The following is a 15183-nucleotide window of genomic DNA, read 5'->3' as shown; positions in this document are numbered from 1 at the left end:
GAGACCCGTGAACAACACCTTCGGAGCCGTCCTGCCCCTCGCTCTCGGGATCGCTGTCAGTCCGATCCCGATCATCGCCGCGATCCTCATGCTGCTCTCACCACGAGCACGCGTCACCAGCATCGGATTCCTGCTGGGATGGATCGGCGGGATCATCATCGCCGTCACCGTCTTCACGGTGCTCGCTTCGGTTATCCCCTCATCAGCCCCCGATGCCGCACGCCCCATACAGGGAGTCGTCCGGATCGTCCTCGGCGCGCTGCTACTGCTGCTGGCGCTGCGACAGTGGCGCGGCCGGCCCCGGGCTGGTCAGTCTCCAACGATGCCGAAGTGGATGGCCGCGATCGACAAGATCACCTTCCCGGTCGCGATCGGCCTGGGGTTCCTGCTGTCTGCAGTCAACCCGAAAAACCTCCTCATGGCGGCCGGCGCTGGAGTCGACATCGGGACCGCCGACCTCGACCTCGGATCGATCATCCTCGTGATCGCCATCTTCACCGCCATCGCCGCCTCCACCGTCCTCGTCCCCGTCATCGGCTACCTCCTCGCGGCCAACAGACTGCGCACGCCGCTGGATGCTCTCCGAGGGTGGCTCGAAAAGGAGAACGCCGTCATCATGGCCGTACTCCTGCTCGTCATCGGCGTCGTCCTCATCGGAAAAGGCATCGGAAGCTTCTGACCAGAAACCACCGCGAGCGACGGTCGGCGACAGTCTCCGCGATACGAGTTGCCTCACGGCGTGGTCGAGCGTGATGCGCGTCGCACCTGCCAACGGCCGGCGCCGAGGGCTTCGGCCGGGGCGGTGCCGGCCGGGCCGGGCTGTGAACTAACGAGCGGGCGACGAGCACGGGTCCGAACGAGCCTGAGCTGACTAGTGTGTGCTCGTCGAGGGCGAACACGAATTGGCCTGCAGTGTTCAGTGCGTACGTGTCGGGCATGTCGAGCTGCGTGATCTGCGGTCCGGTCTCCCAGTCGACGCCGATGATCTTGTATTCCCCCGTGTCGAGGGTGTTCAGGTAGACGGCGTTGCTGAGGGAGGAGACGGGGCTGAGGGTCCAGCACTTGGGCGTTCGGTGTACCGCCCAGGCGCGGCGGAAGCGTCGTCGGTGTCTCACCGGAAACACTGCGCGCCGCGGGGTGCCGCGCGCGTGAAGCCGAGGGACAACAGGGTGACGCGCTCAAGGTGACCGCGATCGCCATGCCGTCGGTGACCTCGCATCGCGCACGCCGCTATCGGGACACGCGGTCGGCTCCGATTTCGGGGCACGCGAACGCCGGTGCTCGGACGAGGTCCTCCCGCGCGGTCCGAGCGAGAGCGATCGGCATGCGCAAGCGTGTGATGCTCGCCGCTGATGCCCGACCAGGTAACGGGCCAGCCGGTGGGGCGGGCGGCGGACGGAGCGGTGGTAGCGCGACATCACCGAGCTCCCTTGGCTGGATTGGCGCAGGGAGAATGCACAGAGGTCGCACGAGTAGTCAGACGCGACCCCTAGGCAGGTGTGATGTGGCGGGATGGTACGGGGCTGGAGTAGACGACGTTGGTGGTGATGCCGCCGAGGGTCGCCAGTCGGCCGGTGATGCGTTCGAGGTCGCGCATGGATCGGGCGAGGACCTTGATGATGAAGCAGTCGGCGCCAGTGACGTGGTGGGCTTCGATGATCTCCGGGGTGCCGTCGACGAGGTCATGGAATGGCTTGTAGTTGCCTGAGGGATAGGCCAAACGAACGAACGCGGTCACGGTGTAGCCGAGGGCTTCGGGGTCGACGGTGATGGAGTAGCCGGTGATGATTCCGGCATCGGTTAAACGGCGCAGCCGCTCGGAGGTTGCGCTGGCGGACAGGTTTACTGCTCGCGCGAGCTGCGCGACACTCATCCGGCCGTCGAGTTGCAAATGCCGGATGATGGCCTCGTCGGTGGTGTCCAGTGCTGCCTGAGGAATCATCGACATACCTCCCAATCTAGCGTCGCTTCAGCGGCAAAACGTCCCCGATGCCGCTGGATGTGTCTTCCCGACCGTGGGCAGCCGCGATTTCATTGAAGGGTGAATATGACCTTCTCCGCTGCAGATTTCTTCGCCGCCAAGCTCTCCTTCGAAACCGACCCCTCCGACCTCGCCGCCGATCGATCAAGCGGCAGCGCGCCGCTGGTGATCGACGTGCGGAACGACGTCGCGTGGCAGCAAGGGCGGATTCCGGGCGCTGTCCACGTGCCGAATTCCGAGCTTCGGACCCGCGCCAAAGACATCGCTCCTGAGAAGGACGCGGCCATCGTCGTGTACTGCTGGGGTCCGGGATGCAACGGCAGCACACGCGGTGCGCTCACGCTCGCCGAGCTCGGGTACACGAACGTCAAGGAGCTGATCGGCGGGTTCGAGTACTGGGCAAGAGAAGGACTCGCGATCGTCTCGGACGCCGGCCGGTCCCGACGCGACCCGGACCCGCTGACCGCGCCCGTGGCCGCGTGAACTCGATCGGCGTCGTCCGGGTCGAGACCGAAGCGGAATGTATCCCGGTGCGGCGCCTCGCGATCGCGCATGCCCGGTACGAGCGCAGCGACACGCGGATCCCGGACGACTGGGGCGCTCGGGTCGCCGGTCTCATCGCCTGCGGCGATCTCGACATGTTCGTCGCGACCGCCGAAGGGCGACCAGTGGGGTACGCGACCCTGACCTCGGATGTGGCGACCTGGACGGGTGAGCGATTCGGCCACCTCGACTGCCTCTTTGTCGACGAAACGGCGCGCGGCGCAGGTGTCGGCCGCCGGCTCTTCGATGCGGTCTTCGAACGAGCACTGGTCCGAGGCCTCGACCACTTGCAATGGCAGACACCGTCATGGAATGAACGCGCGACCGCGTTCTACGAACGTCTCGGCGCGCAGCGCTCCTCCAAGCAACGATTCACGCTCGACATACGCGATCGGGCGCACGGAGGTCGCGACATGGCATGAGGCAACGGGCGGCCCTCGTTGTGACGAGGGTCGCCCGAAGCGTCAGAGCGCGGCCGTCAGGGAGTCCTCCGTACACTGGCGACTTCCGGGTTTGCCACGTTCCGAGCCTTCTACGTCGACCTTCGCGAGCCCGGGGCCACGGTCCCACCATCGCTCTATACCGACGACGACTCTCGGTCCGCCTCGACAAATGGAACCTCGATGATCACTGTTCATCTTCGCTATGAGATAGATCCCGACAAGCTCGATGACTTCACCGGATACGGCCGCGCCTGGATCCGTCTTGTCAACAAGCTCGGCGGCACCCACCACGGCTACTTCCTTCCCAGCGAAGGCGACAACGACGAAGCGTTCGCGTTGTTCACCTTCCCATCGCTGGCCGAGTATGAGGTCTACCGGAACGCATCGAAGACGGATCCGGAGTGTCAGCAGGCGTTTGAGCTCGCGCGGACCACAATGTGCATCCGTCGTTACGAGCGCCGGTTCCTCTCGCCGATGTTCTCCTAGCGAGCGCACACGCCGGGAAGAAGGCCTACCAGCGCGCGGCAGTCTCGGCTGCTGCACGGATAGAGAACGTTGCCGGCTGCGTGATCCACACCGATAGAGGCTGCCAGTTTCGTAGCCGGAAGTTCCTTCGCGGGATCACCCATCACCTGATGGGTCGGATCTATGGGCAGTGTCGTCGCCGCGGGTGACGACGCCGCGATGGAGTCATTCTTCGGCCTGCTGCAGAAGAACGGGTTCAACTGCCGCTCCTTACTGACGCGTGAGGGGCTGCAGATCGCGATCGCGACCAGGCTCGAGCGGAGCTACCACCGACGCCGCCGACGGCCCCGTCTGGGCCGTTTCACCCCGGTCGAGCTCGAAGCCATTATGAAGTTGCCAGCCGCTCTCGCGGCGTGACGAGAATCTGTCACCCATCCATGCAGCAGTCCTGTGAGTCTGCCAGGCTCGCTCTATGGAAGTCGCCATCATGCAACATGAGGTCGAGGCGGTATCCGCCCTATATGCGGAGCGATTCGACGTGGACCGCACCGATGACTGGCTCATTCTCAAACTCAATGAGGAGGTCGGGGAGCTGACGAAGGCATACTTGGCGCGCACGGGACAGACGCGGAACAGAGACCGAACCGCAGACGAAATCGAGCATGACTTTCAATCCGAACTCGCTGACACGCTGGCCCACGTCCTACTGATCGCAGAACGCTTTGGTGCCGACCTCACCGCGGCGGTGCAGAAGAAGTGGCTCGCTTGGAACGCGACGCGCTGACAGGACCTGGGTGCGCGGTTTACGGTCGATCTGCGGGCCGCTTGGACATGCGAAAGCCCGATGTGCACCGCCAGCTCGACCCCGATCTCCACAGAGCCAGCGCGCCGCGAATGCAAGATCTCGACGGCGCCGGAAGACTCGGCGTGAAGTGTCGGCAGTGAGCGAGATCCGGAGAGGCGCGTGCGTCAAGAAACAGCCATGGCATTGTCCGCGGTGTTCCCGCTGCTCATGGTCACGATAGCCATCGAGCATCGGCGTGTGATTCGCGCCATCGTGCGGGGACAGAGGATCTTCGACAACCTGATCGAGATCACGATGGGAGCCGCGCTCGTGGGGCTTGTCATCAGCGTCATCGGTGTGCAACTGGGCGAACTGGCAACGGCTTTCGCGGTCGTTGTGTGGATCTGCTTCGGCGTCGGACTGTTCGGCGTGTTCTTCATTCTGATCGGCAGCGTCTCGGTCGATCGCGATGAGCATGACAAAGAGGTGGCTCGGCACGTCGAGGAAATGCGGCTTGCCGCGGTCGAGGAGGAGAACCGCAGGCAACGATCGCCGACGCTCTGGCAGCGCTTCAGATCCGTCTTTCGTGGCAACCAATGAGTTCGTGGCAACCATTTAGTTGTCGTGGCGGGAATCCGGCTGGCCGCCGTGGCGGCTGAGCAGCCCCCGTCCGCAAGCCGGTCCGCTACCGGCGCCACCGCGCGACGGGGCTCCGCTGCGCTCCGCTCCCCCGCCGACAGCGGCGCGATGCCCGTTTGCCCCGAGCGGCCCGCTGCACACTCAGCGGACCGTGAACGCTCACCCAGAGGACGACCCAATAGTCACGACACCGGTAACGCGGTTCCCAGCGGAAGTTGCATAACCCGAACGGCTGCAACCGCACTCCCCGCGCGCGCAGCGAGACGAGGTCAGGACCCGGTGAACCCCGGCGTGCGCTTCTCCTGGAACGCGGCGAAGCCCTCGCGGTAGTCGGCGGTGTCGCGCAGCTCCGCCTGCGCGCGGTTCTCCTCGGCGACGACGCGCCACAGCGCCTCGTCGCGCAGGCGGTCGATCAGGCGCTTCGACGCGAGGAACGCCTGCGTCGGCCCGGCGGCGACCTTCGCCGCGCGCTCGCGCGTGAAGTCGAGCAGCTCGTCGGCGGCGAAGGCCCGGCTGAACAAGCCGGCCTCGACCGCCTCGGTCCCGCTGAGCAGCTCACCCGTGTAGATGAGGTCGAGCGCGCGGTGGGCGCCGACCCGCTCGTAGAGCAGCGCGTGCCCGCCGGAGTCGAGCATCGCCCCGATGTTGGCGAAGGGCGACCCCACCTTGGCCGTCTTCGCGACGTAGACGACGTCGGTCGCGATCGCGAGACCGAGCCCCACACCGAGGCACGCCCCTTGCACCGCGGCGAACGTCGGCGCGGGGAACGCGGCCATGCGGCGCATGAGCGACTCGACGGCGCCGAGGTATCCGAGCACGTCATCGGTCGCCGGGTCGACTCCCGCGATGTCGCGCCCCGCGCAGAACGCGCGGCCCTCGCCCCGCAGCACCAGGGCACGCACGCCGGCCGCCTCGGCCTCGGCGTACGCGGCATCCAATTCGCTGATCGCCTCGAGCGACAGGGCGTTGAGCTTCTCGGGCGCGTCGAGGACGATCTCGGCGACGGCGCCGTCCACAGTGGACTTGATCACGAGGGGCCTCTCAGACGTCGTAGTCGACCACGACACGGTCGGTCGTGGGGTGTGACTGGCAGGTCAGGATATAGCCGCGCTCGAGCTCGTCGGGTTCGAGCGCGTAGTTCTCGGTCATCGCGACCGACCCCTCGCGCAGCAGCGCGCGGCACGTGCCGCACACCCCGCCCGCGCACGCGAACGGCGCGTCGGGCCGCACACGCAGCGCGGCGTTCAGGATCGACTCGTGAGCCGCGACCGGGCTGTCGACCGTCGCCGACTGACCGTCGAGCGTCACCTCGATGCGGTGCACGGGCTCGTCGGCCTTCACCTCCACCGGGCGTCCGGACGGCGCCTCGACGCGCCCGCCCTCCCCTGTGGTGAAGAGCTCGTACCGCACGTGCTCCGGTGCGACCCCGATGTCGGCGAGGGTGTCGCGGCACAGCTGCACCAGTTCGAACGGCCCGCAGAGGAACCATTCGTCGACGGTGTCGGGAAGGACGAGCGCGTCGAGGATGCGACGCAGCCGCTCCTCGTCGATGCGGCCCGACAGCAGCGGCGCCGCGCGCTGCTCGCGCGAGAGCACATGGTGCAGCGCGAGCCGCGACGGGTAGCGGTCCTTCAGGTCGGCGAGGTCCTCGAGGAACATGACGTCGGTGGTCGAGCGGTTCGTGTAGACGAGCGTGAACCGCGACGTCTCGGAGCGCGCGAGCACGGTCGCGGCCAGCGCCATGAGCGGCGTGATGCCCGAGCCGGCCGCGATGCCGGCGACATGCGCGCCGTCGAGGTCGGCGAGCGTCGACGTGAACGTGCCCTGCGGGCTCATGACGTCGAGCTCGTCGCCGGCCTTCAGCTCGGTCTGCGCCCATGTCGAGAACCGGCCGCCCTGATCGCGCTTGATGGCGACGCTGATGGTGAGCGGGCCGTCGCCGTCGCCGCCCGCGTCGACCGCGCGGCACAGGGAATAGGAGCGGCGCACCTCATGGCCGTCGAGCGTCGTCCGCAGCGCGACGTGCTGACCCGCGAGGTAGTCGAAGTCGCCCCGCGCCTGCTCGGGGATTGCGAACGTCACCTCAATCGACGCGTCGGTGAGCGGCCGCACCGCGGCGACCCGCAGGGTGTGGAACCGTGCGCGCCGCTTGGCCCCGCGCGGTCCGCCGACCGCGCTCGTGAGCAGGGCCTCCGCGATGCGCTCGCGCTCGCGCGCCCCGAGGTTCTCGGCGGCCATCAATGCACCTTGAAGTGGTCGAAGGGCTCGAGGCACGCGCGGCACTCGTAGAGCGCCTTGCACGACGTCGACGCGAAGCGCGCGACCTCCCGCGTGTCGAGCGACCCGCACCGCGGGCACTTCACAGCGAGCTGCAGGCGGATCGGCCCGGCGACCGGGGCACGCCCTGTCGGCGGCGCGATCCCGTACTCACTCAGCTTCGCCTTGCCGGCGTCGCTCATCCAGTCGGTGGTCCACGCCGGTGCGAGCGTGAGCTTCACGTCGACCTCGCCGAAGCCGGCGTCGGTGAGCGCGAGCACGACGTCGTCGGCGATCGTGTCCATCGCCGGGCATCCGGAGTACGTGGGGGTGATGGTCACGGCGACACGGTCGCCGTCGACCGAGACGTCGCGCAGCACGCCGAGGTCTTCGATCGTCAGCACCGGCACCTCGGGATCAGGCACGGCCGCGGCGATGCGCCAGGCGCGGGCCGCGGCATCCGCCACCGCATCGCGGTTCTGCAGGTCGGCGAGCGTCACCATGTCGCCCCCGGATGCTGCCGCGCGAGCACCTGCATCTCGGCGAGGACGTAGCCCAGCGTCGAGAAGTGACGTCCCTCGCGTCCGCCGCCGGCGCTCACGAAACCCGCGGGCACCTCGAGCTCCGCCTCGGCGAACACCGCTGCGACGACGGCGTCGAACGCCGGTCGCAGCGAGGACGGCCGCACCGCGACGTCGCCGAGGGCGTCGATCAGCGCATCGTCGCGGAAGAGCTCGTCGACGTACGGCCACACGTCGCCGACGGCGCGGATCATGCGGGTGCGCGAATCGTCGGTTCCTCCGGCGAGACGCAGCGTCCACTGCACGGCGTGGTCGCGGTGGTACTCGACCTCTTTCACGGCCTTCGCGGCGATCGCGGCGAGGGTCGGGTCGGTCGACGCGGCGAGCGCCGTATACAGCTCGAACTGGTAGACGGATGCCGCGAACTGGCGCGCGATCGTCTGGGCGAAGTCGCCGTTCGGCTGCTCGAACAGCCATGCGCAGCGGAACTCCCGCTCGTCGCGCCAGTACGCGAGGTCGTCCTCGGTGCGGCCGTCGAACGTGCCCGCGTACCGCAGGAACGACCGGGCGTGGCCGAGCAGGTCGAGGGCGATGTTGCCGAGCGCGACGTCCTCTTCCAGTTCCGGCGCACGGGCGATCCATGCGCCGAGCTGCTGCGACAGGATCAGCGCGTCGTCGCCGAGGCGCAGCGCGTACTCCGCCACCTCGGCGGTCTCGGCCCGGCCTTCCTCGCCGGCGAGCTCGGCGGAGAGCTCGATGCGGTCGACGGTGACGTCGCCGTGAAGGTCGGCGCTCACAGGTGCGGCACCCCCTCGGACGCCGTGTAGTACACCGCGTGCCGGTAGTTCTTGCCCGCGGGGCTCTCGAAGAACGCGCCCTTCGAATCAGCGTCGCTCGTCGTGATGGCGTCGGCGGGCACGACCCACACCGACGTGCCCTCGCCGCGCCGCGTGTAGAGGTCGCGCGCATTGCGGAGGGCGAGCTCGGCGTCGGGTGCGTGCAGCGACCCGGCGTGCACGTGGCTGAGGCCGCGCGACGCGCGCACGAACACCTCCCACAGCGGCCAGGTCTCGCGCTCGGAGAATCCCGGAGTAGCCATCACGCCACCTTCCCTTCGGCGCGGGCGGCCTGCTTGCGGGCGTACTCGGCGGCGGCCTCACGCACCCACGCGCCGTCTTCGTGCGCGTTGCGGCGGTTGCGCAGCCGCTCGGCGTTCATCGGGCCTCGGCCGCGGAGCACCTCGTGGAACTCCGTCCAGTCGATCTCGCTGGTGTGCCAGCGCTGCGCCTCTTCGTCCCAGCGCAGCTCGGGGTCGGGGAGGGTCACGCTCAGCACCTCGGCCTGGGGCACCAGCATCCCGATGAATCGCTGCCGCAGCTCATCGTTCGAGAAGCGCTTGATCTTCCACGCCATCGACTGCGCCGAGTTGGGCGACTCGTCGTCGGGCGGGCCGAACATCATGAGGCTCGGCCAGTACCAGCGGTTCACGGCCTCCTGCGCCATCTCGCGCTGCGCCTCGGTGCCCTGCATGAGCGCGAGGAGGATCTCGAAGCCCTGCCGCTGGTGGAAGGACTCCTCTTTGCAGATGCGCACCATCGCCCGCCCGTAGGGGCCGTACGAGGCGCGGCACAGGGGCACCTGGTTGCAGATCGCGGCGCCGTCGACCAGCCAGCCGATGGCGCCCATGTCGGCCCACGACGGGGTCGGGTAGTTGAAGATGGACGAGTACTTGGCCTTGCCGTCGATGAGCTGCTGCGTCATCTCATCGCGCGTGATGCCGAGCGTCTGCGCGGCGGAGTAGAGGTACAGCCCGTGGCCCGCCTCGTCCTGCACCTTCGCCAGGAGGATCGCTTTGCGCTTGAGGCTCGGCGCGCGCGTGATCCAGTTGCCCTCGGGCTGCATGCCGATGATCTCGGAATGCGCGTGCTGCGAGATCTGCCGGATGAGCGTCTTGCGGTAGGCCTCGGGCATCCAGTCGCGGGGCTCGATGCGCTGCTCCGCGGCGATCAGCGCGTCGAAAGATGCCTGCGCGGCCGCCTCGTCTGCGTCGACCACGGTCAGGTCGGGTGCGGTGGTCATCGTCGACTCCTCAATTACAGACCGTTCGTTCAGTAAGTTTAGCTCCGGGATGCTGCGCCCACAACCGAGCGTCGGCTCAGCCGTCCCCTGGTGCGGACCGGCGCGTGGTCAGCGAGCGGCCGCGGAACTCGGCGACGAGCGCCCCGGTCTCGTCGGTGATCGTGACGTCGTACAGCCCGGCGCGGCCGACGAGCGCGCGGCGGCGCGCATGCGCGGTGAGCGTCTGACCCACCCGCGTCGCGGCGAGGAACGCGATGTCGGCGCCGGCGGCCACGGTCACCCCGTCGTCCTCGTTGCACGCGATCGCGAAGGCCGTGTCGGCGAGCGTGAACACGAGCCCGCCGTGGGTGATCGCGAAGCCGTTGAGCATGTCGTCGCGCACGCGCATCGACACCACGGCCTCTCCCGGCTCGTCGCGCTCGACGACCATCCCCAGCGCCGCCGAGGCGTTGTCGCGCCGCAGCATCTCCCGCTCCCCCGCGAACCACGCCGCCGGGTCGGGGCGCGGCACGTCGTGCGAGTGATCCTCCTCGGCGTGCACCGGGGTGGGCGGCGTGATGGTGGGCGGCCGTTCCGGGTCGTCCGGGGGCGCCGCATCCGTCATCGTCACACCTCCGCCGGCTCGGGCGCCGGCTCCTTGGCGACCAGCGTCAGCACGTCGTAGGTCGCGACGATCTCGTCGGACTGGTTGTAGATCACGGCATCCCACCGCACCTCGCCGTACTCGTCGGTCTCGCGCGGCGTGATCTGCTTCGCGGTGAGTACGACCCGGATCTCGTCGCCGGGTGACACCGGCGTGACGAAGCGCAGGTTCTCGAGGCCGTAGTTGGCGAGCACCGGACCCGGCTCGGGGTCGACGAACAGACCCGCGGCCCACGACACGAGCAGGTAGCCGTGCGCGACACGGCCCGGGAAGAACGGGTTCGCCGCGGCGGCGTCCTCGTCCATGTGCGCGTAGAAGAGGTCGCCGGTGAAGTTCGCGAACGTCTCGATGTCGTCGAGGGTGACGACGCGCGACGGCGACGCGAGCTGGTCGCCGATGGCGAGCTCGGCGAGCGACTTGCGGAACGGATGGCGGTCGGAGCGGGATGCCGCACCCTGATGCCACACACCGGTGAGGGCGGTGAGCATCTCGGGCGAGCCCTGCACCGCGGTCCGCTGCATGTGGTGCAGCACGGCGCGGATGCCGCCGAGCTCCTCGCCGCCGCCGGCGCGCCCGGGTCCGCCGTGGACAAGGTGGGGCACGGGTGCTCCGTGCCCCGTCGAGGTGCGCGCGTCGGCGCGGTCGAGGAACAGCAGGCGCCCGTTGTACGGCGCGATGCGCGAGAGCAGCGTCGTGGCGACCGCGGGGTCGTTCGTGGCGACCGACGTGACGAGCGAGCCGCCGCCGCGCGCGACGAGGTCGGCCGCCTCGTCGACGGTGCGATAGGCCAGGACGCTCGCGACGGGCCCGAAGGCCTCGACCTCGTGGACGGCGTCGGCCGAGGCATCCGCGAACCCGATCAGCAGAGGAGCGATGAACGCGCCGTCGGGCGCCGGGCCGGTCGAGCCGTCGGCGCGCACGACGTCGGGCGCCTCGGTCGACCCGAGCACGACACGACCGCCCGCCGTCTCGAGGGCTGCGACGGCGCGGAGCACCTCGTCGCGCTGCGCCGTCGACACGAGCGGCCCCATCGTGACCGACGGCGCGTGCGGGTCGCCGAGCACCACACGCTCGGCGATCTTCGCGCGCACCGCCTCGACGAGGTCGTCGACCGACCCCTCGGGCACGATCGCGCGGCGGATCGCCGTGCACTTCTGCCCGGCCTTGGTCGTCAGCTCGACCATGAGCTGCTTCACGAACGCATCGAACTCCGGGGTACCGACGACCGCGTCGGGCCCGAGAACGCTCGCGTTGATCGAGTCGGTCTCATTGGTGAAGCGCACACCGCCGGTCTGCACGCTCTCATGCGCGCGCAGGCGGTCTGCGGTGGACGCGCTGCCCGTGAAGCCGACGAGGTCGCCGAGGCGCAGGTGGTCGAACAGCCCGGGCACGCTGCCGCTGATCAGCTGGAGCGAGCCGTCGGGCAGCAGGCCCGTGTCGACGAGAATCCGCACCCAGGCCTCAGCGACGTACGCCGTGGGCGTCGCGGGCTTCACGACGCTCGGCACGCCAGCGAGGAACGCCGGCGCGAATTTCTCCAGAGCGCCCCACATCGGGAAGTTGAACGCGTTGATCTGCACGGCCACACCGGGAAGGCGCGTGTACACATGCCGCCCGAGGAATGAGCCGTCCTTCGACAGCGGCTCGACCGGACCGTCGAGGTACACCTGACCGTTCGGGAGCTCGCGGCGGCCCTTCGACGAGTACGTGAAGAGCACGCCGATGCCGCCGTCGACGTCGTTGAGCGAGTCGCGCTCGGTGGCGCCGGCGCGCTTGGACAGGTCGTACAGGTCCTGCTTGCGCTCGGTCAGCGCGATCGCGAACTGCTTGAGCAGCAGCGCCCGCTGGTGGAACGTCAGTTCGCCGAGGCTCCGCTGCCCGGTCGTCCGCGCGAAGTCCATCACGGCGGCCAGGTCGAGACCCTCCGTGCTGATCCGGGCGACCGTCTCACCGGTCGACGCGTCGGCGACCGCGACGGCGGACGAGGCATCCGCCGGGGTCCACCACGCGCCGCGCACGTAGCTGGGAAGGATCTCCGTCATCACTCGCTCCATTCGTAGAAGCCGCGGCCGGTCTTGCGGCCGAGGTGTCCGTCGGCGACCATGCGTCGCAGCAGTTCGGGCGGCGCGAACCGGTCGCCCAGTCGCGCGTGCAGCTCTTCGGCGATGCCCAGGCGCACGTCGAGGCCGACGATGTCGGTCGTCCGCAGCGGGCCCATCGGGTGCCGGTAGCCCAGCTCCATCGCAGCGTCGATGTCGGCGGCGGTCGCCACCCCCTCCTCGAGCATCCGGATCGCCTCGAGGCCGAGCGCGACGCCGAGGCGGCTCGACGCGAACCCGGGGGCGTCGCGCACCACGACCGGCGTCTTGCCGATCGCCGACACCCAGGCGCGCGCGTCGTCGACGAGCTCAGGATCGGATGCCTCGCCCACGACGATCTCGACGAGCAGCGACGCCGGCACGGGGTTGAAGAAGTGCAGGCCCAGGAACCGCGAGGGGCGCTCCAGCGCGGTCGCGAGGTCGTCGATCGAGATCGAGGACGTGTTGGTGGCGAGGGCAGCGTCGTCGCCGAGCACGAGCTCGGCCCGGGTGAGCGCGTCGACCTTGAGCGCGCGGTCCTCGGGCACGGCTTCGATCACGAGTCCGCAGCCGGCCAGGGCCGCGGCATCCGTCGCCGTCTCGACGCCGGCAGCGAGCTCGTCGAACGGGCGCGAGGTCGTGCCGCGGTCGACGCTGCGACGCAGGCTGTCGAGAACGCGAGCGGATGCCGCGCCCGCCGCGTCGGCGTCGCGCTCGACGACCACCACCTCGGCGCCCGCGAGCGCGAAGGCGTGCGCGATGCCCGCGCCCATGCGACCTCCGCCGATCACGCCGACGCGCGACGGCACGGCCGGCGCGCTCATCGCTTCCGCCTCTCGAGGAAGGCGGTCATGCGGCGCTTCTTCTCAGGGCTTTCGAAGAGCTCGGCCTGCAGCTCGAGCTCGATGCCCGGGTGCGCGTCAGGCGCGGCGCCCAGCGCGGTCTTGGTGTGACGCGTCGCGAGGGGGTCGTTCGCGGCGATGCGGTCGGCGAGCGCGTGCGCGGCGGCGAGGAGGTCGTCGGGCTCGTGGAGCGACGAGACGAGACCCCACGCGAGCGCCTCGTCGGCGTCGAGGATGCGCCCCGTCAGCAGCAGTTCGGCCGCGCGCGCGTCGCCCACGATCTGCGGCAGCCGCCAGGTCGCGCCGGCGGCGGCGATGATGCCGAGGCCCGTCTCGGGGTTGCCGATCTTCAGGCGCGGCGTGCCGATGCGCAGGTCGGCCGCGTACGCCAGTTCGGCCCCGCCGCCGAGGGCGTAGCCGTCGATCGCGGCGATCACCGGCATGGGCAGGGCGCGCAGGCGCTGGAACGCCCGCGTGTTGATGCCGCGGCGGGCATCGTCGGCGCGGCGGTCGCGCAGCTGGGCGATGTCGGCGCCCGACGCGAACACGCCGTCCGCGCCGATGAGGATCAGCGTGCGCGGGGTCTCCTCGAGGTCGGCGCACAGGTCGTGCAGCCGGTCGATCATCGCCTGGTCGATCGCGTTGCGCACGTCGGGGCGCGTCAGCGTCGCCACCACGCGGTCGTCCGTGCTCTCGATGCGCAGCGGCTCAGGCATCCGTCCGCTCCACGATCATCGCGGTGCCCTGCCCCACGCCGACGCACATCGTCGCGAGCCCGTACCGGACGCCCTCGCGCTCCATGCGGCCGAGCAGCGTCACGAGCAGCCGGCTTCCGCTCGAGCCGAGCGGGTGGCCGAGCGCGATCGCGCCGCCGTCGGCGTTGACGATCTCAGGGTCGAGGCCCAGCCGGCGCATCGACGCCAGCGACTGCGAGGCGAACGCCTCGTTGAGCTCGACGGCGCCGAGGTCGGCGACGGTGAGCCCCGCCTTGGCGAGAGCCTTCTCGGTCGCCGGAACAGGTCCGAGGCCCATGATCTCGGGGGCGAGCGCGGCCGTCGCCGACGCGACGATACGGGCGCGCGGGCGCAGGTCGTGGCGCTCGACCGCGGCGGCCGACGCCACGACGATCGCCGACGCACCGTCGTTGAGCGAGCTCGCGTTGCCCGCCGTGACGACCTCGCCGCCGGCGACGACCGGGCGCAGCTTCGCGAGCACCTCGAGCGACGTGTCGCGGCGGGGTCCTTCGTCGATGGCCACGTCGCCGGTGCGGGTCGGCACCGCCATGATCTCGTCGGCGAAGCGTCCCGCGGCGATCGCGGCGATCGCGCGCTCATGGCTGCGGAGGGCGAAGGCGTCGGCATCCGCTCGCGTGATCCCGTCGAGGCGCGCCACCTCCTCGGCCGTCTCGGGCATCGAGAACGTGGCCTTGTCACGTGCGGCCATGCGCGGATTGACGAAGCGCCAGCCGATCGACGTGTCGAAGGCGTCGCCGGGCTTGCCCCACGGCCGGTCGGGCTTGGCCTGCACCCACGGGGCGCGGGTCATCGACTCGACGCCGCCCGCGACCATCGCGTCGGCGTCGCCGGCGCGGATCGCCTGGGCGGCGAGCGCGATCGCGGTCATGCCGGACGCGCAGAGGCGGTTGACCGTGAAGCCGGGCACCTCGTCGGGCAGACCGGCGAGCAGAGCGGCCATGCGGGCGACGTTGCGGTTGTCCTCGCCCGCCTGGTTCGCCGCCCCGAGGATGACCTCCTCGACGGCTGCGGCGGGAAGACCCGCGCGAGCGACGGCCTCGCCCACGACGAGCGCCGCGAGGTCGTCGGGACGGACGCCGGCCAGGGCACCGCCGTAGCGGCCGACAGGCGTGCGCACGCCTCCGACCAGATACGCCTCGGACATCGTCATCCTT

19 protein-coding genes are annotated in these 15183 nt (G+C 69.8%); 7 read left to right on the top strand and 12 right to left on the bottom strand.

Annotation, left to right across the window (positions count from 1 at the left end; genetic code table 11):
- Positions 1–7 precede the first annotated feature (7 nt).
- The gene (locus OB08_RS10440) at positions 8–679 is read left to right on the top strand and encodes a GAP family protein (RefSeq protein ID WP_461474439.1); all 672 of its coding nucleotides are present in this window, start codon (positions 8–10) and stop codon (positions 677–679) included.
- 810 nt (positions 680–1489) lie between these two features.
- Here OB08_RS10440 and OB08_RS10435 read toward each other — a convergent pair.
- Positions 1490–1948, bottom strand: a complete 459-nt coding sequence (locus OB08_RS10435; protein WP_461474438.1) for an Lrp/AsnC family transcriptional regulator — start codon at positions 1946–1948, stop codon at positions 1490–1492.
- A 99-nt stretch (positions 1949–2047) separates the two neighbouring features.
- On the opposite strand from OB08_RS10435, the gene OB08_RS10430 reads away from it, so the two are divergent.
- The 6 genes from OB08_RS10430 (at position 2048) to OB08_RS10405 (ending at position 4816) form a co-directional block, all read left to right on the top strand.
- Positions 2048–2464, top strand: a complete 417-nt coding sequence (locus OB08_RS10430) for a rhodanese-like domain-containing protein (RefSeq protein WP_461474436.1) — start codon at positions 2048–2050, stop codon at positions 2462–2464.
- Complete coding sequence (locus OB08_RS10425; RefSeq protein WP_461474434.1) at positions 2461–2946, top strand: GNAT family N-acetyltransferase; 486 nt, start codon at positions 2461–2463, stop codon at positions 2944–2946. The genes OB08_RS10430 and OB08_RS10425 overlap by 4 nt, the downstream gene beginning before the upstream one ends.
- A gap of 201 nt (positions 2947–3147) precedes the next feature.
- Positions 3148–3453: an NIPSNAP family protein gene (locus OB08_RS10420; RefSeq protein ID WP_461474432.1), complete on the top strand. Its 306-nt coding sequence runs from the start codon at positions 3148–3150 to the stop codon at positions 3451–3453.
- 162 nt (positions 3454–3615) lie between these two features.
- Positions 3616–3849 carry a hypothetical protein gene (locus OB08_RS10415; protein ID WP_461474430.1) on the top strand — a complete coding sequence of 78 codons (234 nt, stop codon included), beginning with the start codon at positions 3616–3618 and terminating at the stop codon, positions 3847–3849.
- Between the two features lie 55 nt (positions 3850–3904).
- Complete coding sequence (locus OB08_RS10410) at positions 3905–4216, top strand: pyrophosphatase (protein WP_461474428.1); 312 nt, start codon at positions 3905–3907, stop codon at positions 4214–4216.
- 198 nt (positions 4217–4414) lie between these two features.
- Positions 4415–4816, top strand: coding sequence for a hypothetical protein (locus OB08_RS10405; protein WP_461474426.1), 402 nt, complete (start codon positions 4415–4417; stop codon positions 4814–4816).
- Between the two features lie 308 nt (positions 4817–5124).
- Here OB08_RS10405 and OB08_RS10400 read toward each other — a convergent pair whose 3' ends face one another.
- From OB08_RS10400 to OB08_RS10350, 11 genes are all read right to left on the bottom strand, one after another.
- Positions 5125–5886, bottom strand: coding sequence for an enoyl-CoA hydratase/isomerase family protein (locus OB08_RS10400; protein ID WP_461474425.1), 762 nt, complete (start codon positions 5884–5886; stop codon positions 5125–5127).
- A 10-nt stretch (positions 5887–5896) separates the two neighbouring features.
- Positions 5897–7093, bottom strand: a complete 1197-nt coding sequence (paaE, locus tag OB08_RS10395) for a 1,2-phenylacetyl-CoA epoxidase subunit PaaE (protein ID WP_461474423.1) — start codon at positions 7091–7093, stop codon at positions 5897–5899.
- The gene (paaD, locus tag OB08_RS10390) at positions 7093–7614 is read right to left on the bottom strand and encodes a 1,2-phenylacetyl-CoA epoxidase subunit PaaD (protein ID WP_461474421.1); all 522 of its coding nucleotides are present in this window, start codon (positions 7612–7614) and stop codon (positions 7093–7095) included. Before paaD ends, paaE begins: the two co-directional genes overlap by 1 nt.
- Positions 7608–8429 carry a 1,2-phenylacetyl-CoA epoxidase subunit PaaC gene (paaC, locus tag OB08_RS10385; RefSeq protein ID WP_461474419.1) on the bottom strand — a complete coding sequence of 274 codons (822 nt, stop codon included), beginning with the start codon at positions 8427–8429 and terminating at the stop codon, positions 7608–7610. The genes paaD and paaC overlap by 7 nt, the downstream gene beginning before the upstream one ends.
- The gene (gene paaB / locus OB08_RS10380) at positions 8426–8731 is read right to left on the bottom strand and encodes a 1,2-phenylacetyl-CoA epoxidase subunit PaaB (protein ID WP_461474417.1); all 306 of its coding nucleotides are present in this window, start codon (positions 8729–8731) and stop codon (positions 8426–8428) included. The genes paaC and paaB overlap by 4 nt, the downstream gene beginning before the upstream one ends.
- The gene (gene paaA / locus OB08_RS10375) at positions 8731–9711 is read right to left on the bottom strand and encodes a 1,2-phenylacetyl-CoA epoxidase subunit PaaA (RefSeq protein WP_461474415.1); all 981 of its coding nucleotides are present in this window, start codon (positions 9709–9711) and stop codon (positions 8731–8733) included. The genes paaB and paaA overlap by 1 nt, the downstream gene beginning before the upstream one ends.
- A 76-nt stretch (positions 9712–9787) precedes the next feature.
- Entirely contained in the window at positions 9788–10315 is a 528-nt protein-coding gene (gene paaI, locus OB08_RS10370) for a hydroxyphenylacetyl-CoA thioesterase PaaI (RefSeq protein ID WP_461474413.1), read from the bottom strand.
- 2 nt (positions 10316–10317) lie between these two features.
- Positions 10318–12396: a phenylacetic acid degradation bifunctional protein PaaZ gene (gene paaZ / locus OB08_RS10365; protein ID WP_461474411.1), complete on the bottom strand. Its 2079-nt coding sequence runs from the start codon at positions 12394–12396 to the stop codon at positions 10318–10320.
- Positions 12396–13256: a 3-hydroxyacyl-CoA dehydrogenase family protein gene (locus tag OB08_RS10360; protein ID WP_461474409.1), complete on the bottom strand. Its 861-nt coding sequence runs from the start codon at positions 13254–13256 to the stop codon at positions 12396–12398. The genes paaZ and OB08_RS10360 overlap by 1 nt, the downstream gene beginning before the upstream one ends.
- Positions 13253–13990: an enoyl-CoA hydratase/isomerase family protein gene (locus OB08_RS10355; RefSeq protein ID WP_461474407.1), complete on the bottom strand. Its 738-nt coding sequence runs from the start codon at positions 13988–13990 to the stop codon at positions 13253–13255. The genes OB08_RS10360 and OB08_RS10355 overlap by 4 nt, the downstream gene beginning before the upstream one ends.
- A complete protein-coding gene (locus OB08_RS10350; RefSeq protein ID WP_461474405.1) occupies positions 13983–15173 on the bottom strand; it encodes a thiolase family protein in 1191 nt (396 codons plus the stop codon). The genes OB08_RS10355 and OB08_RS10350 overlap by 8 nt, the downstream gene beginning before the upstream one ends.
- Positions 15174–15183: the final 10 nt, after the last annotated feature.

The organism is Microbacterium sp. HJ5 (assembly GCF_054824025.1).
This window is presented reverse-complemented; position numbering and strand designations above follow the sequence as displayed.